Origin of the sequence: Lonsdalea britannica (genome assembly GCF_946477055.1) — a bacterium.
Taxonomy (GTDB): Bacteria; Pseudomonadota; Gammaproteobacteria; order Enterobacterales; family Enterobacteriaceae; genus Lonsdalea; species Lonsdalea britannica_A.
This window is the reverse complement of the sequence record NZ_CAMKXG010000005.1, coordinates 1-18,699: the sequence shown is the minus strand read 5'-3', so window position 1 is coordinate 18,699 and position 18,699 is coordinate 1. Positions and strand designations below refer to the sequence as shown.

Sequence of the window (18,699 nt, the reverse complement as noted above, 5' to 3'; positions counted from 1 at the left end):
CTTCCTAATAAACTGGGATAACCCAATGAAAAGTTCAAAGGTGGATATGCCGTTTCCGGTTTATCCACCTCTCTGTTACTACGTAATGGGAAACGTTCTATCGTACAACGTACGATTAGTACAGGGCTTTACCTTCACTGTCTTTAATCTGGGTTTTCCACGCGGCGCGAACCTGCTCAACGACTTCTTTCGGCAACGTCGCGTAATCCAGCGCTTCTGCCTGAGCGGCGCCTTTATCGTAAGCCCAGTCGAAGAACTTCAGCACTTCTTTGCCGATCTCAGGTTTACTCTGCGTTTTTTGCAGCAAGATGAAGGTGGTGGAGGTGATAGGCCACGCATCGCTGCCCTTCTGGAAGGTCAGGTCCTGTGCAAAGGATTTGCTCCAGTCTACGCCTTTCGCCGCGTTGCTGAACGAAGCGCCAGACGGGCTGACCGCCTTACCGTCAGCGGAGATCAGCTTGGTGTAAACCAGGTTGTTCTGTTTGGCATAGGCGTATTCAACGTAGCCGATAGACCCCGGCAGACGCTGTACGAAGGCGGCGATCCCGTCGTTGCCTTTACCGCCCAGACCGGTCGGCCAGTTCACTGTGTTGCCGGAACCGACTTTCTCTTTCCACTGTGCGTTGACTTTAGCCAGGTAGCTGGTGAATACGTAAGAGGTGCCTGAACCGTCTGCACGACGTACCACGGCGATATCCTGATTCGGCAGCTTCACGTTCGGGTTCAGCTTGGCGATAGCCGGGTCATCCCATTTTTTAATGGTGCCTAGGTAGATATCGCCCAGTGTTTTACCATCCAGCGTCAGTTCACCCTGCTTCACGCCCTGAACGTTAACCGCCAGCACGATACCGCCGATGACGGTCGGGAACTGGAACAGTTTGTCCTGAGTCAGCTTCTCATCCGTCAGCGGAGCATCGGATGCGCCGAAGTCTACGGTCTTCGCCGTTACCTGCTTAACACCGCCGGAAGAACCAATGCCTTGATAGTTAACTTTATTGCTGGTTTCTTTCTGATAGGAGTCAGCCCATTTGGCATAGACCGGCGCGGGGAACGTCGCACCTGCGCCGGTGATGTTAACGGCAGCGAAAGCAGAGACGGCAGTCAGAGAAACACTTGCTGCAACAATACTGGCAACAGTGGTACGAATCAGTTTCATAATCCCTCCTGTGGGATATTGTCAACGTGTAGACCCAGAGCTAGTGTGTATTATCAGAGTGTAGTTTGCTGCAGCAAAAAATAGGTCAATTCAGTGACAGTAAAATGTACGAAATATTACATTTTTATGACACACCCCATGTTTACCATGACGCTTCGATGAACCCCCTATTTCGTGGTTAATTCGCGCTTTTTTACGCCTCGGTCGTTTAGTCCATCTTCACTATTTTCACCCGACCGCAAAGGTAATTAACGCCGAATTAAACGACCCGCCGATTTATTTTTCTTCTCCACGAATCATTCTGTTAACTCGCCTTTATGCATCAGAAATGACGAATTAAGTTCACTCACGAAGGCAAAGAATACAGCCCTAACCAGGTTGTAAGCCAGACTGGTAATTATCCATAAAATCAATCATTAGCATCAAAACAGATCGGAATGAAACGGGATGGAAATATAAAAAAATCGGCAGAGAATAATTTTTATCGATGATTTTGATTAGGAATGGAAGTGCGCTGAATATGTTCTTATAAGAAACGGAGGAAATAAAAAATAGAAAGAATCGAGATATCGGATAACCCGGGAAGGAAACAGGTTATCCGATAAATAAGAGAGAGCCTTACTTCCAGCGGTGGAAAATCAGCGAGGTATTGATGCCGCCGAACGCAAAGTTATTCGATTGCACATAATCCGTCTCAATCTGGCGCGGTTCACTCATGATGTAGTCCAGCTCGCCACACTCTTCGGCTGGCTGCCGTAAATTGAGCGTCGGCGCGAACCACCCTGCTCGCATCATTTCAATCGACATCCAGGCTTCCAGCGAACCGCAGGCGCCCAGCGTATGGCCGAAGTAGCTCTTCAACGAGGAGATCGGCGTAGAACGACCGAACACTGCTGCCGTCGCCAGGCTTTCCGCGATATCGCCTCGATCCGTCGCCGTCCCATGCGCATTGATATAGCCAATGTCTTCTGGCGACAAACCGGCGACGCGCAGAGCGCCCTCAATGCACACCTGCATGGTTTCGCGCTGAGGCTGAGTGATATGCGCCGCGTCGCAGTTGGTGTAGAACCCCACCAGTTCCGCATAGATCGTCGCGCCACGCGCTAAGGCATGGTCCAGCTCTTCCAGAATCAACGTCCCGGCCCCTTCACCGATCACCAGACCATCGCGTCCGGCATCGAACGGTGCCGGAGTCGTTTCCGGGGCGTCATTGCGCTGGCTGGTCGCAAACAGGGTATCGAAAACAGCCGCTTCCGACGGACACAGTTCCTCTGCGCCGCCCGCCACCATCACCGTCTGATAGCCATGCCGGATGGCTTCCCACGCATAACCGATGGCCTGACTGCCGGACGTACAGGCGCTGGACGTCGGGATGACTCGGCCCCGCAGGCCGAAGAACAGCCCGGCGTTAACCGCCGTCGTGTGAGGCATCATCTGGACATAGGTCGTTCCGGTGATGTTGTTGGTGTGCTTTTCCGTCAGCATGGTGGCGAATTCGCTGACCGGCCCGGTACTGCCGGTAGAGGAACCGTAAGCAATGCCGGTCTCGCCGTTGGTCAGAACAGGATGTCCCAGCAGACCGGCCTGCTCCAACGCCAGTTCCGTCGCACGCGTCGCCAGCAGCGACACCCGTCCCATTGAACGTATGCGCTTGCGCGTATAGTGCTCGGGCAGCTGGAACGATTTTATCGGCGCGCCCAGCAACGTATTCAGGCCGTCATACACCTGCCATTCCGGCATTTTGCTCACCGCGTTGCGGCCGGACAGCAACCCCCGGGCTACACTCTCCCAGGATTCGCCAAATGCGGTTATCCCGCCCATTCCCGTCACCACCACACGACGCATTACAGCATGCCTCCATTAATCGAAATCACCTGTCGGGTCACATACGCTGCGATATCCGACATCAGATAGCTCGCCAGCCCGGCGACCTCTTCGGCTTGCCCCATCCGTTTCATGGGGATCATCTTCATCGCCTCGTCCACAGCAACGGGCTCCATCTGTATCATGCCGGTATCAATGAGGCCCGGCGCGATACAGTTCACGGTGATCTTACGTTTAGCCAATTCGATAGCTAACGCTTTCGTCGCACCAATAATGCCGGCTTTGGCCGCGCTGTAGTTGACCTGACCGCGATTCCCCATCAGGCCGGAGACGGAAGACAGCGTAATAATGCGGCCGCCCTGACGCAGGCCGATCATCGGCATGACGCAAGGGTGAATCACGTTGTAGAAGCTGTCGAGGTTAGTGTGGATCACGCGATCCCACGCCTCTTCATCCAGCGCGGGAAACGCGCCATCACTCGTGATCCCCGCATTATTGACGACGCCGTAATAGGCCCCGTTGCGCTCGATATCCTGCTCAATTTCCGTACGGCACTGCTCACGATTGGCGATATCGAATCCAATAATGCGGCCCTGACCGCCCGACTCAACAATCTGACGCAGCGTCTGCTCAGCGCCTTCCTGGTCGCGATGGTAATGCACCGCCACCGTAAACCCGTCCGCTGCCAGACTCAAAGCGATGGCCTGACCAATCCCTTTGCTGGCGCCTGTTACCAAGACTGAACGACTCATTCGTTTTCTTCCTGCTCTAATAATTGTTGCAACTCGGCTTTATCCGGCTGGTAGGTATTCAGCCTGCCGGAGGCGAACGATTCTCCCGCGATCAAGATATCCCCTTCGAAGCTGCCAATTTTCTCATCGCGCATCAGGAGTTTGATGCGGATATCCAGCAGCGATCCGGCGGGAAAATACGCCTGCTGACAGCGATAGCCGCGACCGCCCAACAGCATGCCGGGCTCCGGCTTCACGTCCTGAATCTGACGCTGGTACCAGCCGGACCACACGCCGACGGTCTGGGCGATAATTTCGATACCGAACCAGGCGGGCAAATTTCCCTCAGCATCCAGAAATGGCGCCAATACGCCGGTATCAGAGACGCTCACCCGACAGTGGGCGCTGTCTTCACCAATCGCGACAACCTCTTCCACCAGCACCATCGGCGTCTGATGTGGCAAGTAACGCTCCGCGCAAGCATAGTCAGCCATCGTGCCTCCCCAGAATCAGGCAGGCATTGTTGCCGCCAAAGGCGAAAGAGTTGGACAGAACGATGGGGCGCGCCAATTCCGCGGGTTCGGTCAGCACGCCGCATGCCGGAAGATTATCGTCCCGCTCGCTCTGGGAAAAATCCTGCGGCGGCAGCGGCAGGCCGCGCGTCAGCAGCAGCCAGCACAAGGCGGCCTCGCCGATCCCCGCAGCTCCCAGCATGTGACCGGTCAGATGTTTGGTGGAGCTACTGGGAACCGTACTGCCAAACACGCGGTGAACCACATGAGATTCAATCTGATCGTTAAGCTTCGTTGCCGTACCGTGCAGGTTGATGTAGCCCAGATCCTGCGGACACAACCCCGCGTCGTCCAACGCCATACGGATCGCCCGTTCTGCCCCCTCGCCCTCTGGATGCGGAGCGGACATATGATAAGCGTCGGACGACTCGCCAACACCCAGCACGGCAATCTCGGCAGGTTCCCGTCCGATCAACATCAGCGCGCCGCCTTCCCCAATGGTGATGCCGTCACGCTGTTTGCCGAATGGCGTACAGCGCTTTTCAGACAGCGATTCTAAACTGTCGAAACCGTTTAATGGCATCCGGCTCAGCGTGTCTGCTCCGCCGACAATCGCGACATCCGCCAGCCCCGCTTCGACCAGCCGTTTTCCGCTGATGAGTGCGCGCGCACTGGAGGAACAGGCGGTGGAAATGGTGTAAGCCGGTCCGTGCAGACCCAGGTAAGCGGCGACGAAACGCGACGGGTCACCCAGCTCCTGCTGTTCATAGTGATAATCAAAAACCTGACCGCTGACATAGCTATCCGCTTCATTCAGCCCTGAAGTACTGGTTCCCATGACGACGGCCACGCGTTCCGGCCCAAAACGAGCAATCGCGGCCCTAACCTCTGGAAGGATCTGCTGCAATGCCGCCAACAGCAGCTGATTATTGCGGCTTTCGTGTTTCACCAGCGCATCGGGGATCGCCGGTAGTTCGGCCGTCACCTTTCCCGTCCAGCAGGTCTTATCGTTTAATAACCAGCGGTGATCCGGACTCAAGCCGGGCGCGGTGGAACGCGCCAGATTCAGCGCGATTTCATCATTATCGTTGCCCAGGGCATTCAGCATGCCTGCGGCATGGATATACATCATGACTCGCCGTCCAACGGTTGAATGGCAATCTTATAACCGAAGACGAACTGCTGAACGCTGACCGGCTCACGCAGGTTGTTTCTGGTCATGTAACGAATTTCCGTAATCAGGTTGCCGCGATTATCGCGCAGCTGCCGGACGTCGCCACGGTCTTGTAACGACCATCCCGTGGGTAACTGCGGCAGCCAGGCGGAGATAGGCCAGTGGCTGAGCATGATATCCGCCAGCACCTGATTGGCAGGCGGCATTTCAGGCAGAACGAGGGCTTGTTCGGTGTGGATGCCCGCCGCATCATACGTGATAAGGAATAAACGAATCCCCAAGGAGGACAATCCAGCCAGCGAAAGGCGCTGTTCATCCGCGCTCAGCATCACCAGCAACGACTGCTGTTTTCCCTTATAGGTACTAGTCAGCAGCTGTTGCTGATTGACGGCAGGCGTAATGGCCGGCGCGGGCAGCGTGACTCTCACGCCCGGTTTAAGCCAGGCCTGAGGACGGTTGTCCTGAGATTTTCCGGCGCAGGCGGCCAATAACAGGCTGAACATCACCAGCACCACTTTGCGTAATAACATTATTTCTTCTTTCCTTTCGAATCCGGTAAAGCCAGCGGCGCCAGTAAAAAGGCGATAAAAATACCACCGCACAGGACGATGCCAAAGCTGCTAATCGCCTGCGTGCCGCTAAAGACCAGCATGCCGAGCGTCAGCAACGTCGTACACATCGCCAGAACCACCGCCAGCAACGAGGTCATCGGCGTACCCCGTGGGTTGCTGAAGAACAGCGTGTAGTTGATGCCGATGCCAAGCACCAGCACCAATGCGAGCAGAGAAAACAGGTTAAGCGCATGACCGCTCAGCGCCAGCAGCGCGAGCGCGCCGCCCAACGACAAGACCGACGGCACCACGCTTAGCAGCCCTTTACGCACGCCGAGACGCGCCACATAGCTCACCGCTATCACGGCGACCGCTGCGATCAACAGCCAACTCAGCATGACGCGATAGAAGCCGAACAGGTGATCAAAACTGCTCTTACGATCGATCCAGATAACGCCCGGCGTTGCCTGAGCCAACTGATCCAGCGCGGCGCTGTCGCGAACGCCGTTCACCGGCACCAGAACGCCGCTGCGACCATCGGGCAACGTCAGCCAGAGCAGCCGCCAGCCCTCGCTCAGCGGGCTGTTCAACCAGACGTCCGGCGTCACCGGCATCGGTTTGACATCCGGCGTCTCAACGCTCACGCCCGCATCGTTCAGGCGCGCTACCACAGCAGGCGCAGCGGCGGCGATCAACCTTTCATCCTGCTGTTGCTGTAAGCGCGACACCAGCGGCAGCAACCGGTAAGCCGTCAACCAGCGCTGTTTTTTATCCTCCTGGAGCCGGGGAGCCAGCTGTTCCAGCCGCTGCAGCGTTTGCTCGGCATTGTCGCCATACACGACAAACCAGGTTTGATCCCCTCCTTGTCCGGTCAATGCCGTCACCTGGCGCTCCTGCTGCATCAGCGCTGCGGGCAGCGACTGGAGCTGCGAAATATCGTCGTCGATCTTGAGGTGCCACATACCGATGACGGCAAATACCAGCAGCGCGCCGGGGATCCCCCAGCGCACCCGCCGGTTTCGACGCCATGCCGCCAACCAGCGCCCTAACAGCACCATCGCCGGAATAGGGCGGACGGGTAAACCACGCACCAATAGCGGATACCAGCAAATCACCGTCAGGCAGGAAGCCGCCAGCCCTGTGGCGGCGAAGACCGCCAGTTGCTGCAGCCCAGGGAACGGCGCCAGCACCATAATCAGGTAGGCCACGACGGCCGTCCCCAGCGCCAGCAGCAAGCTAGGCAGCACCTTGCGTAAGCTTTCCAGCGGCGAGACCGCGCCGCCGTGCACCATGCGTTCGGTCAGGTAGTACAGCGTGTAGTCGGCCGAGATGCCGACAATACTGACGCTCATCACCAGCGTCATCAGGTGCAGTTCGCCAAACAGCATCAGCGTAAAGACCGTGCCCGCCAGCGCGCCGATCGCCACGGACAGCGCGCACAGCAGCAACGGTCGGGGCGAGCGAAAGACGGAAAATACCAGCAGCAGCACACCCAGAATGGTCGCCGCGCCCAGCGTGGAGACATCCTGCTTCGCCTGCTGGCTGGCATAGTGGCTGAAGAGCACGGTGCCCCGCGTCAGCACCTGCGCGTCGGGGTAGCGGGTTTTCAGCTCATCCTGTAAACGCGTCAGCTTTTCGACCAGCCGTTGCCCCTGCGCCATATCGAAGGAGTCGCCGTTAAGCTCGCCGTGTAAAAAGTACCAACGCTGACCGTGCTTGTCCTGCGCGCTAAGCCATCCCTGCGATAGCCCAAGTTGACTGGCCTGTTGCTGCAACGCCAGTTGCGATCCCCGAACCAGCATCAGCGGATCGTGCGCTAACTCCTGACCGCTGACCCCGGAAAAGGCGGAATAAAGCTGCGCCAACACCCAGTCCGCCTGCGCGCCGCCGCCCGCTTGCAGGCGCTGGCGCGTGGCGCTGTCGATCAAACCGTTACGATGTTCGTAGGCAAACCGTCCCCACGCGCTCTGCTGATCGGCGTCGATAGGACCTTTGACCTGTTTCAGCTCCGGCCATGTGCGCAGTTGCTGCAACCACCACGCGGCTGCAAACGGATCGTCCTGTTGCCCCGATGCGACCAGCCAGACCATCTGCTGGTCGAGCCGCTGCATGAATCCCGCCTGCAGTTCCGGCGGGATGTCGCCCATCGACTTGTCGGGCAGCAACGCCAGCACGCTGCTGTTGATGCGGGCCTGCGGCCACAGCAGCGTCAGCGCCAGTAACAGCGCCACGCAACATCCCACCCAGACGATCGCCGCCCGGCGATGCCACTTAGAAAACGAATCGTTTTTGCTCATCATCGCTCAATGTCCGGGGCGTCAGGCGCTGATTGCCAAGGGTGATGCGGGTGAGATCGCCCTGACGGTCGTTGAGTTCTATCTGATCCAGATATTCACGGCCGTTGAGGGTAATGGCATGGAATAGCTTATCCAGCGGCGACGTTTTCGGCGTCAACACCAACCGCCACCGTTGATCGCCCAAGTCCGCGAAATCCAGGGTGAAGTTTTGCTCCAGTACCTGACGGTCGGCCTGAAACAGCGCGCGCAACAGGTGGTTAAACTGGAACATCTGCGGATTACTTTCTGCGGTCACGATCTGCGGCGCCTGCCCGTTCATGACCTGCACCATCCGTTGTTCGTCCAATACCATCGTCAGCGGAAATGGCTTGGCCTGATGCCACCACAGCCCTTTTTGCTGTGCGATCAGCATTTCTCCGCTGGATTTCAGCGGCTGCGCCATTCCCTTGATTTCGCGCGTCTGGGTAAACTCCGCCCGCACAACCGGCTGACTACTGAAACGCTGCTGTAGCTCTTCCAGCGTGACGGCATGCGCCGTCAGGGTGAACATCATCATCACGGCAAAACCGAGTCTTTTCACAGCGTTACTCCCAGTCGTTCCAACAGAATATCGGGTGATACAAAGCTCAGCGTCCGGCTTCCCTCCTCCACCGCCACCTGAATGGTGTAGCCGGTGGTGGTGCGTTGTCCGCTCTCTATGTCAAAAATTTGGTAGGCTATCCGCAGCCGGTTTTCGACTTCTTCCACCGTCGCCCGAACGCGAATGCGCTGTTCATAAGTCAGGGGCGAGCGGTATTTGACGCGGGTATCTACCACCGGCCAGACATAGCCGGAGGCCTTCATCTCACGGTAGCCGTAGTTGAATTTGTTCAACAACGCTTCTCGCGCCACCTCGAAAAACCGGAAGTAATGGCCATGCCACACCACGCCCATCGGGTCGCAGTCATGAAACGAAACCGTTATCTCCACGTCGTGACTCAGGCGGGGATCGTTCAGTGCACTCATTGTTTTTTCCTATCTGCCGCCGTCGTTTCCGGCAAACTCCAAAAATCAAAGAAATTAAACCAGTCGAGAGGGGCTTTCAGCGCGTAGTGCCCTAGCCTCGCGGCGTACCGGTCGGCAACCTGTTGCAACGCCTCCTGACGCGACCCTCTGGGTAACGAAATGAGAGGGGCGAAAGGCTCGCAGTAAACCTGAAGCTGGTTCTGTTCACGAATGACAAACATCAGCATCACCGGGCAGCGCAGCGCGGCCGCCAGAATAAACGGCCCCTGCGGGAAGGGGGCGGGACGTCCCAGAAAATCGCTCCAGACGACGCGCTGCTGAACGCCGCGATGACGATGGACGGCGAGGCGGTCGCCGACAATCGCCACCCATTCACCCGCATCCAGCTTTTGCTGCAACAGCATGGCGGTCTCTGGCCCGATATCGCTGATGGGGATCAAATTCACCCCCGCCTGCGGCGTCATGCTCTCCTGTATCTGCCGGAAACGCTGGGCGTTATCCGTAAAGACCAGCGCGTTGATCACCAATCCACTGACCTTTTGGGCCATGCCGCGACACACTTCGATGTCGCCGAGGTGGGAGGCCAGAATCAGTTGTCCCCGCTCCCGTCCTTGATTGAGGACGTCCAGCGTACCCGGCGCAAAGTCGATCTCTTTGCCCCAGCGCAGATCTCCGCGCCAGCTGGCGATTTTGTCCAGCATCGCGTAGCCGAACCGCAGGAAATGGCGGTAGCTGTTGAGGGGACGCGGCAGCGCAATCGCGTGACGATCCGCATAGTCATGAACCCGCGCCAGCCACTGGCAAGACGCCTGACGCTGCGCTTTGCCGGTCAGCCAGTAAAATGCGATGACGGGCCACAACAGCAGGGAAAAGCCGCGCCGACCCAGCCATTGATAGACGGCCAGCATAATGCGCATACCCAGCAAACCTTTTCGTTCGGCGATACGCGCCCAGTGCGTGCGACGACGGCGGAACAGCAAAGAAGGAATGCGCGGCAACATGCCGAAAAACAGGCGGGTGTGCATCCACGAGATACGAAGATTGTCCCGTAGCGCGTCGAAGTGCGAGATCCCGTTCTCGGGATAGGTCACACGCGTATCGATAAAACGGCTGGCGGTGCCCTGCCAGTACAACCGAACCATGATTTCCGTGTCGAAGTCCATCCGCTGACCGATAGCCCGTTGCGTCGTCAGCGCCATTGTGGCCGCCAGCGGGTAAACCCGAAATCCACACATGCTGTCTTTAATCGACAGGGAAAGCGTCTCGACCCAGACCCAAAAATGAGTCACATAGCGACCATACAGTCGAGATTTCGGCACGGAGGCATCGTAACGCGGACGCCCCGAAATCAGGCAATTAGGATGCGCGCGGGCATCATCCAGCAAACGCGGAATATCTTCTATCTGATGCTGTCCGTCCGCATCCACCTGCAACGCGTGCGTGTAACCTGCGACATCGGCAGCTTCAAATCCTTTGATCACCGCAGCGCCTTTACCCTGATTATCCAACAGACGCACCAGCGTTACGCGCTCGTTTTCGCGGGCCAGTTGCTCAAGCTGCTGCTGCGTCGCCGGCTCGCTGCCGTCATCCACGATAAAAACGGGCAGTTCGAAAGGCGCCAGTCGCGCCAGAACGCCGGACATCATGCCGCCGTGGTTGTAGCAGGGGATCACCACGCAAGGTAAAAAATCGCGGTTCATTGACATAAGGTGATTTTCCCATTGCTGGCGGGCAGTTCGTCACCTTGCTGCCGCACGATGTGGTAGCTGAACGCCAGGTGCCGTTTTTCTTCCCGCCAGCTCAGCGTCAGACGCAGCGTGTTTCCGGGCAGTACGGGACGTTGAAATTTGATGTTTTCCACCGCGCTAAAGCGCCACTGCGGTGCCAGAATCTCCATGCCATAACGCAATGCCCAGTCGAGCTGGGCGATGCCAGGAAGCAGCGGTTGTTTAGGGAAATGGCCGCGGAACCAAAACAGAGTCTCATCGGCACGTAGCATCAGCTCCGCGTGGCTCTCGTGGGTTGTGCGAGAAATCTCAACGGGCAGCATGGAAAAGCTCCTGTATTTGTGGCCAGGCGCGCTTGCTCTGCGTGTTGACGGGTATGGACTCGACGATCCGCCATAAACGCGGCATCGCGACCGGTTCTAACCATTGATGCAGCTCATGACGCCATTTTCGCTTTAGATTCGGCAGGTCGGCGGCCAGATGCGGGGATTTGAGAACCAGCACCACGCCGATACACGCCCGCTCGTTCCGCTTGACCTGCACCGCCACGGCGTCTTCGATTTCCGGCAGTGACAGCAGTCGACGTTCGATTTCACTCAGCGAAATACGTTTATCTTCGACTTTCAAAATACGATCGTGACGACCGCACAGTTCGAACTGCCCTTCGCCGGTAAACGCCAGCTTGTCGTCCAGTCGAATCCCCTCCGGCTGCGGAATCAGCGCCGATCGCACCCACCAGTCCCCCGCGTCATCCGCCTGATGCGTCACGCCGACAAACGGCGTCCAGACGGCCTTTTCTCCATCACGCGAACACCATGCCATGACGCCGGTTTCCGTGCTGCCGTAAACCTCATCGATGGGATGGCCTAAACCCTGCGCCGCTTTCTGTGCAGATGCCCAAGGCAGCGCACCGCCCGCGGACACAATCAGCTGGCAACGTGGCACCGTCAGAGAGTAATCCAGACGCCGTAAAAAGGCCGGGCTGCTGATGAAAGCGTAACGCTGTTGTTCACGGGGGAACGCCGCCAGTTGTTCGGTGTACATGATCTGTCGGCTTTCGAAACTGAGGCCTAATGACATGGGCAACCAGATGCAGAACGTCAGACCGTACATGTGCTGGTGTGTGACGGAGGCGACAACGTGGCAATCCTGCAAACGCTCGCCCCACAGCGTCCCCAGCCAACGTGACTCTTCATCAAGGCAGCGGACCGGTTTAACCACCTGACGAGGTGTGCCGGTCGATCCCGAGGTAAACAGCACCACACAGGCATTCTCCGGCATAGGCGGCAGCTCGCAGTCCGGCGATGTCGACTGCGTTTCGGCGCGGAGAGTCAGGACAGGGCAATCCAAAGACAGCGTGATATCCGTCAGTACGCCATCAAAATCGCTCATCTGCTCTTGCAGCACCGACGAACGGCAGTGACCGGGAATAATCGGCGTCTTACCCGCATGCAGGGACGCCAGCAATCCCACGGTGAACAGATAGCTGTCTTCAAAACAAAGCGCCCACCGCTGGGCATCGTCAGCCAACAGCTGCTCACACAGTAAAGCCACCTGCTGACGCAGCATGGCAAGGGTAAATACCTGCGAACCTCGGCTGGCCACGCGGCGCTGCGCACCACTTTCCAGCGATAGCCAGTCGCTGACCGGGGAGACTTTTATCGTCTTCATCATCACTTTCTCAGGCGTTGGCGTATCAACCATTCTCCACCCATCACTATCCCTATTAATACGTAACTGATCAGGCCATTCCACAGGGTCCACCAGCGTATATTTCCCGCCAGACAGGTCCATGCCGCTACGCTGCCGTTAAAAACAAAAAACAGGCACCACATCTGGGTCACTTTGCGCGTATAGCGAATGGCTTGAGGCGGCAGGTCGGGTTCTTTGAGCCGAGCCAGCCGTTCAACGAACGGCATGCGGCTGTATAGCGACCCGCCAAATAGCCCCAGCATCACCAGATTCACCACCACCGGATACCCCATCAACCACTGGGTATCCTGCAACCACAGGCTCGTCAGACAGAGGAGCGCCCCAGCCGCCGCCAGCAGCCCCCCGGTTTCTCTGAACAGTCGCTTATCTCTGGATAACGCGTAAAAACGCAAAAGAAAAACCAGGGCCAGCACAGGCAGGATCCAACGGTGATGAGGGTGCGTGACGCTAAACCACACCAGAAAAGGCCAGCTCAGCATCAACAGTGCGCTCAGCCCGGCCGTCAATCTGGAGAGGGTTTTCCCTGACGATGAACCGTTATTGACCTTCATTGAGCAAATGTTCGACCGCAGTGACGACGTCCTGCACGGTGCGTACAGATTTGAAGGTTTCCGGGGAAATCTTCCGTCCGATGCGTTTTTGCAGGTGAACCACCATATCGACAGCATCGATGCTGTCGAGCTCCAGATCCTCGTACAAGCGGGATTCCGGTTTAATATCGTCAGCATCAAGCTCGAAAAGCTTAACCAGCAACCCGGTGACTTCCTGATAAATATCGTTCTTGTTCATAATTAACCCATTGTTTTATTATCAGAATTCACTGAACGCTGCGCGTTGATGAACGCAGCCAGAGTGGCGACCGAGAAGAAATGCTGACGCATCGCTTCACTTTCTGCGGAAAGCACGACGCCATAACGATTTTTAACAGCCAGCCCTAGTTCAAGTGCATCAATAGAATCCAAACCGAGCCCGTCGCCAAACAACGGCGCATCGTTCTCAATCTCATCAACGCTTACCTCTTCGAGGTTTAGTGCATCGATAATCATTTGTTTGATTTCAATGAAAAGACTTTCCATAACTCATACCTGTTTTTTTTGAATAATGATGAAATTAAAGCGTTAACGAATTTTGTAAAAAACGGGTCAGGCGTCGCGCGGCCAAAGAGGGTTCATCGCCCTGTCCGACAAAATCCTGGCTGCGAATGCGATCCTGAACCGTGACGGTCAACAACGCTTTTATGCGGGGAACGTGGTACCAGCGGTCGTGTTTACCCAGCGTCTGCTGGGTACTACGAATATGGACGATGCGGATATCGCAGCCGCAGCGAACGGCGATGTTCGCCGCACCGCGTTGCAATACCAGCGGCCGCCCGGGGTCGGTTCGGGTTCCCTCGGGAAAAATCATGATGGCCTCACCGCGTTTCAAGCGCCGTTCGCACTCCGGCAGCAAGGTATAGGACTGGCTGTTGATCAGATAGTCCGCCGAACGAATGACGCCGCGAAAGAACACATTTTTTTGCAGATCGGCTTTCACCAGACAATCAACCTCCGGCATGACCGACGCCAGCATGACGTAGTCGATCAGCGTGGGGTGATTGGCGACAACGAGACAACCGCGTTCGCTCCGGAGCGTTTCTACGCCTTCTATTTTGTAGTCCAGGACGCCCAGTGTACGAACGCACCACAGGAAAAACCGGAAGCTCGCGGAGATACTGCGCCGCGCCAGCTGTCGACGGCGTAACGCGCCGCAGGGGATCAGCAGCAGCAGGTTGAACCACACCAGCGAAAGCAACAGTCCTCCCAGGCTAAACATGCCGAAGCAGAAGCCGGTCATCGCCACACGCCAAAGTCTGTTTAACCAGGAAAAGGGAGCTAATGACACCACAGAATCACTCATAACGCGCTTTCCACTGCCAGCTGACGTTGGCGCCACCAATGTTGAAGGCCTTTTTTTGCGCTAACACCGCCTGCAGAAACTGCAGGCTCTGCGGCGTCTCAGGCTCTATGGCCTGACTCAACGGTGAGGTGGAGCACGTCAGGTCATCGCCGGGAGCCAGGAGCAGTGCGACCGCATAAGGATAACGCGGCATCTGTTCTGGCAGTTTATCGTCGTAGAACGCAGGGATAATGCCGTCGAAATCCACCAGAACGACACGGCGATATCCCGCCTGATGCAGCGCAGCGACTTCCAGTAGCCCCTGTTGAAAAGAGTCCACCCCCGCGGCAATCGACGTCGACACTACTGATGATCGGGCGGCGATAGTCAAACTTCCCACCGCGGAATTATGCACAGACATCGTGAAGTCGGTAGGAGACAGGCTTTCCTGCTGCGATAACGCCAGCAGGATGCGCAGGTTGCGCTCCAGCTCGCCGTGGCGACTGGTAAATACGACGGCATCACCGCCGTGCTGCTGTAACAAAGACAATCCGCAGTCTACCGAAAACCGGCTGCCGCTATTGAGACGCCTCGCCGTCATCATCGGCAGATGGCGGCATTTACCCACGGGGTGTTCAGGATCGATAGCACGGGGCGTTTTCGCCCAGCTCTGCCAATCTGTAGAGTCATTTAAGCCCGGCGCTCTCGCCTGCCAGTCAAGGAGTGTAAAAGCAAAATTCATACTTGGTTTTCTTCTTTTCGGTATTTATCGTGTCAAAACTACCGGTTTTCCCTGACGTTAATTGATTGATACAGCGGATTTTTTGCAGACCAACAGCGTATGCCCTACGCCGATATGATCAACCTGCTGTTCCACTTCCAGCCCCGCCAGTGTCAACAAGGGTAGAAAGCGCTCCGCGGCATAAAAACGGCTGTTACCGTTAGCAAGACAGGTAAAGTAAAGCGACAACATATTGAGACTGAATGCGCCCGCTTCCCATTTTTGTCGATCCCAGAAGATTTCCAGAATGCAGATCCGGGCTTCCGGCTGCATACTCCGCGTTATTTTGCGCAAAATCCACACAATCTGCTCTTCGCTGAAGCAATCAAGAAATTGACTCATCCACCAGATGTCAGCGTCTGTCGGCAAGGGAGCGTCAGAGAGAATATCCGTTGCCACACCGCCGATGCGATCAGATTTGCCCGCATTCGCAATAGTGCTTTCCGCTAAAGCGATCTGCTCCGGTAAATCTACCAGCGTCACGTGGACGTCCGGGTTGTAGTCGTGGCAGAGCATCGCCCATTTACCGGTGTTACCGCCGACGTCATACAACTGCCGGGGACCATACTGAAAGACGTAAGGCAATGCAGCCTGAAATGCCGCGTCCGAATAAAAATGATCGAAAGCGAACCAACTTTCCCGCACCTTGGGCGGTAAAACGCTCAGCGCGGGATATATTGTGGGCCAGTCACCAAATATGTTTAAACCGGCAGGCTTGCCTTGCGCTAATGCCTCATTGAGATGAAACATCCCCTGATAGCAAACGTCCTGGGTGAAATCCATATTCACCTGCGTCATACGATCGTGAATAAGGTAATGCCCTGTTTTGGTCAGAAAATAATGATCATTTTTCAGGAAAACGAGGCGGCCGCTCAATCCCGCATCCAGCAAAATTTCCACAGCATAACGATTTAAATTAACGGCGGAAATAATGTCATTCAGTGGGGTGCCGGTCTCTCCGCATTCGTCCAGAAACGACAAAATGCCGTAATCTCGCAAATTGACCGCCGCCTGAAACAACAGAGGGGCAAAGGCGATACGCTGAGCTTCGGTAATCGCGTCTAAGGCGCTGATATTATCTTCATCGTATCCGTAAGACACAGCATTTCCCTGAAAAATAAATAGAAAATAAAGGACCGAATAAAAATTACCCGTCCCGAATTATTATTTAATGAGCTGAGCTGACAGACGCAATTGAATTTCGCGATCCAGATTATTTATCCAGCGATTGTAATTACGATGGATTTTACCTCTCGCCGCTCTAAGATTCTGGCTGCTGACGTAGTTGATGGAATAGCTACTGGTGGAGTAATTGATGCGGATATCCGCAGTATGGCCACGCTGGTCGACATGACCATTGATCACGCCAGGAGAGACTTGTGTCATCACCCATTCACGTTCCTCTCCAGCCTGAAGAATAGCGTTTTTTACCTGGTCGATGCTGTAATGGCCGGTAATGGGTTTATTCACATTCAGAATATAAGCGCTTCTGGATGAACAGCCCACCAAAGTAAAGAGACACACCAGACACGCAGCTAAAATACGAAACTTTTTCATAGAATCCCTGTAAGAATTTCACCATTTGGTCTGCCTGAATCAAAACGGCAGTTATGAATGCGAAACTGGAAAGCAGTACGCATCATTGAGCACATTTTACCCAAAATTATAATATTTTTACAAAAATTATCATAAGATAGTCGAACAAATGCTCATAAAACACACTGCATGGCAGGCGCCCAAAAAATATTAAAGACCTTAAGTAATAAACGGCGGCGGGACGGAAATATTTATAACGAAAAGAAAAAAGAGGGGGAATAACTTCAGCCAGAGAATATAAACATTCTTTATCTGGCTGAAGGCGCTGGATTAATTACTCAACGGTAACGGATTTAGCCAGGTTACGCGGCTGGTCGACATCCGTCCCTTTAATTAAGGCGACGTGATAAGCCAGCAGCTGAAGCGGCACGGTGTAAAAGATAGGGGCAATGACTTCTTCCACATGCGGCAGAGGAATGATTTTCATCATATCGCTGTCCGAGGTGAATCCCGTTTCTTCATCCGCAAAGACATACAGCTCGCCGCCCCGGGCGCGCACTTCTTCAATGTTGGATTTGAGTTTTTCCAGCAAATCGTTGTTAGGCGCGACCACTACGACCGGCATATCCGCATCGATTAACGCCAGCGGGCCGTGTTTCAACTCACCGGCAGCGTACGCTTCCGCGTGGATGTAGGAGATCTCTTTGAGCTTGAGCGCCCCTTCCATCGCGATGGGATATTGGTCGCCACGGCCCAGGAACAGCGCGTGGTGCTTGTCGGAGAAGCCTTCCGCCAGCGATTCAATCAGCTTGTCCTGAGACAGTATCTGTTCCAGACGCGCAGGCAAGGCCTGCAGAGCATGCACGATATCGTGCTCGATCTGAGGAGCCATACCGCGCAGGCGACCAATGCGCGCCACCAGCATCAGCAATACCGTCAGCTGAGTGGTGAAAGCCTTGGTCGATGCCACACCGATTTCGGTGCCAGCTTTGGTCATCAACGCCAAATCGGACTCGCGCACCAGCGACGAGCTGGCCACGTTACAAATCGCCAGCGAGCCCAGATAGCCCAGCGACTTAGACAGACGCAGCGCCGCCAGCGTGTCGGCGGTTTCTCCAGACTGGGACAGCGTAATCATCATGCTGTTACGCCGTACCGCTGGTTTGCGGTAACGGAATTCGGAAGCGATTTCGACATCGCACGGAATACCGGCCAGCGACTCGAACCAGTAGCGGGACACCATCCCGGAGTTGTAGGAAGTGCCGCAGGCGATAATCTGCAAATGCTCAACTTTCGACAGCAGTTCGTCCGCGTGCGCCCCCAGCTCAGACAAATCGATCTCGCCGTGGCTAAAACGGCCTTCCAGCGTATTTTTGATCGCCAGAGGCTGTTCATAAATTTCTTTCTGCATGTAATGGCGGTAGGCGCCTTTGTCTCCGGCATCGTACTGCACGCTGGATTCGATCTCTTCGCGCGTCACTTCCGCACCCTGACAATCGAAAATACGTACCGTACGGCGAGTGACTTCGGCGATATCGCCCTCTTCCAGGAAGATGAAGCGACGCGTGACCGGCAGCAGCGCCAGCTGATCGGAAGCAATGAAGTTTTCCCCTACGCCACGGCCAATGACCAGCGGGCTGCCAGAACGCGCGGCCACCAGGACGTTGGGATCGCGGCTGTCCATCAGCACCATACCGTAAGCGCCGCGCAGCTGAGGGATGACGCGTTTAACAATATCGATCAGCGAACCGCCGTTCTCTTTTTGTTCCCAGCGCACCAGATGCGCGACGACTTCCGTATCCGTTTCGGAAACGAAT

General features: G+C 55.9%; 20 protein-coding genes. All 20 read right to left on the bottom strand.

All coding sequences use genetic code 11. From position 1 onward, the window contains the following. Positions 1-115 precede the first annotated feature (115 nt). Positions 116-1,156, bottom strand: coding sequence for a phosphate ABC transporter substrate-binding protein PstS (gene pstS / locus Q7O77_RS01025; RefSeq protein ID WP_304162534.1), 1,041 nt, complete (start codon positions 1,154-1,156; stop codon positions 116-118). A 618-nt stretch (positions 1,157-1,774) separates the two neighbouring features. Further along, positions 1,775-3,001, bottom strand: a complete 1,227-nt coding sequence (locus tag Q7O77_RS01020; protein WP_304162531.1) for a beta-ketoacyl-ACP synthase — start codon at positions 2,999-3,001, stop codon at positions 1,775-1,777. Beyond that, a complete protein-coding gene (locus tag Q7O77_RS01015) occupies positions 3,001-3,732 on the bottom strand; it encodes a 3-ketoacyl-ACP reductase FabG2 (protein WP_304162528.1) in 732 nt (243 codons plus the stop codon). The genes Q7O77_RS01020 and Q7O77_RS01015 overlap by 1 nt, the downstream gene beginning before the upstream one ends. Then, entirely contained in the window at positions 3,729-4,205 is a 477-nt protein-coding gene (locus Q7O77_RS01010) for a hotdog family protein (protein ID WP_304162525.1), read from the bottom strand. The genes Q7O77_RS01015 and Q7O77_RS01010 overlap by 4 nt, the downstream gene beginning before the upstream one ends. After that, on the bottom strand, positions 4,198-5,355 hold the full coding sequence (locus Q7O77_RS01005; RefSeq protein ID WP_085650628.1) for a beta-ketoacyl-[acyl-carrier-protein] synthase family protein: 1,158 nt from the start codon (positions 5,353-5,355) through the stop codon (positions 4,198-4,200). Before Q7O77_RS01005 ends, Q7O77_RS01010 begins: the two co-directional genes overlap by 8 nt. Beyond that, a complete protein-coding gene (locus Q7O77_RS01000; RefSeq protein ID WP_304162521.1) occupies positions 5,352-5,927 on the bottom strand; it encodes a DUF3261 domain-containing protein in 576 nt (191 codons plus the stop codon). Before Q7O77_RS01000 ends, Q7O77_RS01005 begins: the two co-directional genes overlap by 4 nt. Then, positions 5,927-8,248 (bottom strand): MMPL family transporter, encoded by a 2,322-nt coding sequence (locus Q7O77_RS00995; RefSeq protein WP_304162516.1) that lies wholly within the window; start codon positions 8,246-8,248, stop codon positions 5,927-5,929. Before Q7O77_RS00995 ends, Q7O77_RS01000 begins: the two co-directional genes overlap by 1 nt. Beyond that, the gene (locus tag Q7O77_RS00990) at positions 8,220-8,801 is read right to left on the bottom strand and encodes an outer membrane lipoprotein carrier protein LolA (RefSeq protein ID WP_304162580.1); all 582 of its coding nucleotides are present in this window, start codon (positions 8,799-8,801) and stop codon (positions 8,220-8,222) included. The genes Q7O77_RS00995 and Q7O77_RS00990 overlap by 29 nt, the downstream gene beginning before the upstream one ends. Before the next feature lie 20 nt (positions 8,802-8,821). After that, positions 8,822-9,250, bottom strand: a complete 429-nt coding sequence (locus Q7O77_RS00985) for a thioesterase family protein (RefSeq protein WP_085650625.1) — start codon at positions 9,248-9,250, stop codon at positions 8,822-8,824. Continuing rightward, a complete protein-coding gene (locus tag Q7O77_RS00980) occupies positions 9,247-10,956 on the bottom strand; it encodes a glycosyltransferase (RefSeq protein WP_304162514.1) in 1,710 nt (569 codons plus the stop codon). Before Q7O77_RS00980 ends, Q7O77_RS00985 begins: the two co-directional genes overlap by 4 nt. Continuing rightward, entirely contained in the window at positions 10,947-11,300 is a 354-nt protein-coding gene (locus tag Q7O77_RS00975) for a hydroxymyristoyl-ACP dehydratase (protein ID WP_085650623.1), read from the bottom strand. Before Q7O77_RS00975 ends, Q7O77_RS00980 begins: the two co-directional genes overlap by 10 nt. Beyond that, positions 11,287-12,648: an AMP-binding protein gene (locus tag Q7O77_RS00970; RefSeq protein WP_304162578.1), complete on the bottom strand. Its 1,362-nt coding sequence runs from the start codon at positions 12,646-12,648 to the stop codon at positions 11,287-11,289. The genes Q7O77_RS00975 and Q7O77_RS00970 overlap by 14 nt, the downstream gene beginning before the upstream one ends. A 2-nt stretch (positions 12,649-12,650) precedes the next feature. Then, positions 12,651-13,241: a hypothetical protein gene (locus tag Q7O77_RS00965; RefSeq protein ID WP_304162511.1), complete on the bottom strand. Its 591-nt coding sequence runs from the start codon at positions 13,239-13,241 to the stop codon at positions 12,651-12,653. Then, positions 13,228-13,479 carry an acyl carrier protein gene (locus Q7O77_RS00960; protein WP_085650621.1) on the bottom strand — a complete coding sequence of 84 codons (252 nt, stop codon included), beginning with the start codon at positions 13,477-13,479 and terminating at the stop codon, positions 13,228-13,230. The genes Q7O77_RS00965 and Q7O77_RS00960 overlap by 14 nt, the downstream gene beginning before the upstream one ends. Before the next feature lie 2 nt (positions 13,480-13,481). Then, positions 13,482-13,766 (bottom strand): phosphopantetheine-binding protein, encoded by a 285-nt coding sequence (locus Q7O77_RS00955; RefSeq protein ID WP_085650620.1) that lies wholly within the window; start codon positions 13,764-13,766, stop codon positions 13,482-13,484. 34 nt (positions 13,767-13,800) lie between these two features. Beyond that, a complete protein-coding gene (locus tag Q7O77_RS00950) occupies positions 13,801-14,586 on the bottom strand; it encodes a 1-acyl-sn-glycerol-3-phosphate acyltransferase (RefSeq protein WP_085650619.1) in 786 nt (261 codons plus the stop codon). Further along, a complete protein-coding gene (locus Q7O77_RS00945) occupies positions 14,579-15,307 on the bottom strand; it encodes a beta-ketoacyl synthase chain length factor (RefSeq protein WP_304162503.1) in 729 nt (242 codons plus the stop codon). The genes Q7O77_RS00950 and Q7O77_RS00945 overlap by 8 nt, the downstream gene beginning before the upstream one ends. Positions 15,308-15,364: 57 nt before the next feature. Beyond that, positions 15,365-16,447, bottom strand: a complete 1,083-nt coding sequence (locus tag Q7O77_RS00940) for a methyltransferase (protein ID WP_304162501.1) — start codon at positions 16,445-16,447, stop codon at positions 15,365-15,367. Between the two features lie 63 nt (positions 16,448-16,510). Further along, positions 16,511-16,903, bottom strand: coding sequence for a hypothetical protein (locus Q7O77_RS00935; RefSeq protein ID WP_304162498.1), 393 nt, complete (start codon positions 16,901-16,903; stop codon positions 16,511-16,513). Positions 16,904-17,216: 313 nt separating this feature from the next. Then, positions 17,217-18,699, bottom strand: a 1,483-nt coding sequence (glmS, locus tag Q7O77_RS00930) for a glutamine--fructose-6-phosphate transaminase (isomerizing) (RefSeq protein WP_304162495.1), incomplete at its 5' end; no start/stop codon positions are given.

Coding starts and splice junctions, on each gene's coding strand:
- pstS (WP_304162534.1), bottom strand. CDS start 1,156: ATGAAACTGATTCGTACCACTGTTGCCAGTATTGTTGCAGCAAGTGTT.
- Q7O77_RS01020 (WP_304162531.1), bottom strand. CDS start 3,001: ATGCGTCGTGTGGTGGTGACGGGAATGGGCGGGATAACCGCATTTGGC.
- Q7O77_RS01015 (WP_304162528.1), bottom strand. CDS start 3,732: ATGAGTCGTTCAGTCTTGGTAACAGGCGCCAGCAAAGGGATTGGTCAG.
- Q7O77_RS01010 (WP_304162525.1), bottom strand. CDS start 4,205: ATGGCTGACTATGCTTGCGCGGAGCGTTACTTGCCACATCAGACGCCG.
- Q7O77_RS01005 (WP_085650628.1), bottom strand. CDS start 5,355: ATGATGTATATCCATGCCGCAGGCATGCTGAATGCCCTGGGCAACGAT.
- Q7O77_RS01000 (WP_304162521.1), bottom strand. CDS start 5,927: ATGTTATTACGCAAAGTGGTGCTGGTGATGTTCAGCCTGTTATTGGCC.
- Q7O77_RS00995 (WP_304162516.1), bottom strand. CDS start 8,248: ATGATGAGCAAAAACGATTCGTTTTCTAAGTGGCATCGCCGGGCGGCG.
- Q7O77_RS00990 (WP_304162580.1), bottom strand. CDS start 8,801: ATGATGATGTTCACCCTGACGGCGCATGCCGTCACGCTGGAAGAGCTA.
- Q7O77_RS00985 (WP_085650625.1), bottom strand. CDS start 9,250: ATGAGTGCACTGAACGATCCCCGCCTGAGTCACGACGTGGAGATAACG.
- Q7O77_RS00980 (WP_304162514.1), bottom strand. CDS start 10,956: ATGTCAATGAACCGCGATTTTTTACCTTGCGTGGTGATCCCCTGCTAC.
- Q7O77_RS00975 (WP_085650623.1), bottom strand. CDS start 11,300: ATGCTGCCCGTTGAGATTTCTCGCACAACCCACGAGAGCCACGCGGAG.
- Q7O77_RS00970 (WP_304162578.1), bottom strand. CDS start 12,648: ATGAAGACGATAAAAGTCTCCCCGGTCAGCGACTGGCTATCGCTGGAA.
- Q7O77_RS00965 (WP_304162511.1), bottom strand. CDS start 13,241: ATGAAGGTCAATAACGGTTCATCGTCAGGGAAAACCCTCTCCAGATTG.
- Q7O77_RS00960 (WP_085650621.1), bottom strand. CDS start 13,479: ATGAACAAGAACGATATTTATCAGGAAGTCACCGGGTTGCTGGTTAAG.
- Q7O77_RS00955 (WP_085650620.1), bottom strand. CDS start 13,766: ATGGAAAGTCTTTTCATTGAAATCAAACAAATGATTATCGATGCACTA.
- Q7O77_RS00950 (WP_085650619.1), bottom strand. CDS start 14,586: ATGAGTGATTCTGTGGTGTCATTAGCTCCCTTTTCCTGGTTAAACAGA.
- Q7O77_RS00945 (WP_304162503.1), bottom strand. CDS start 15,307: ATGAATTTTGCTTTTACACTCCTTGACTGGCAGGCGAGAGCGCCGGGC.
- Q7O77_RS00935 (WP_304162498.1), bottom strand. CDS start 16,903: ATGAAAAAGTTTCGTATTTTAGCTGCGTGTCTGGTGTGTCTCTTTACT.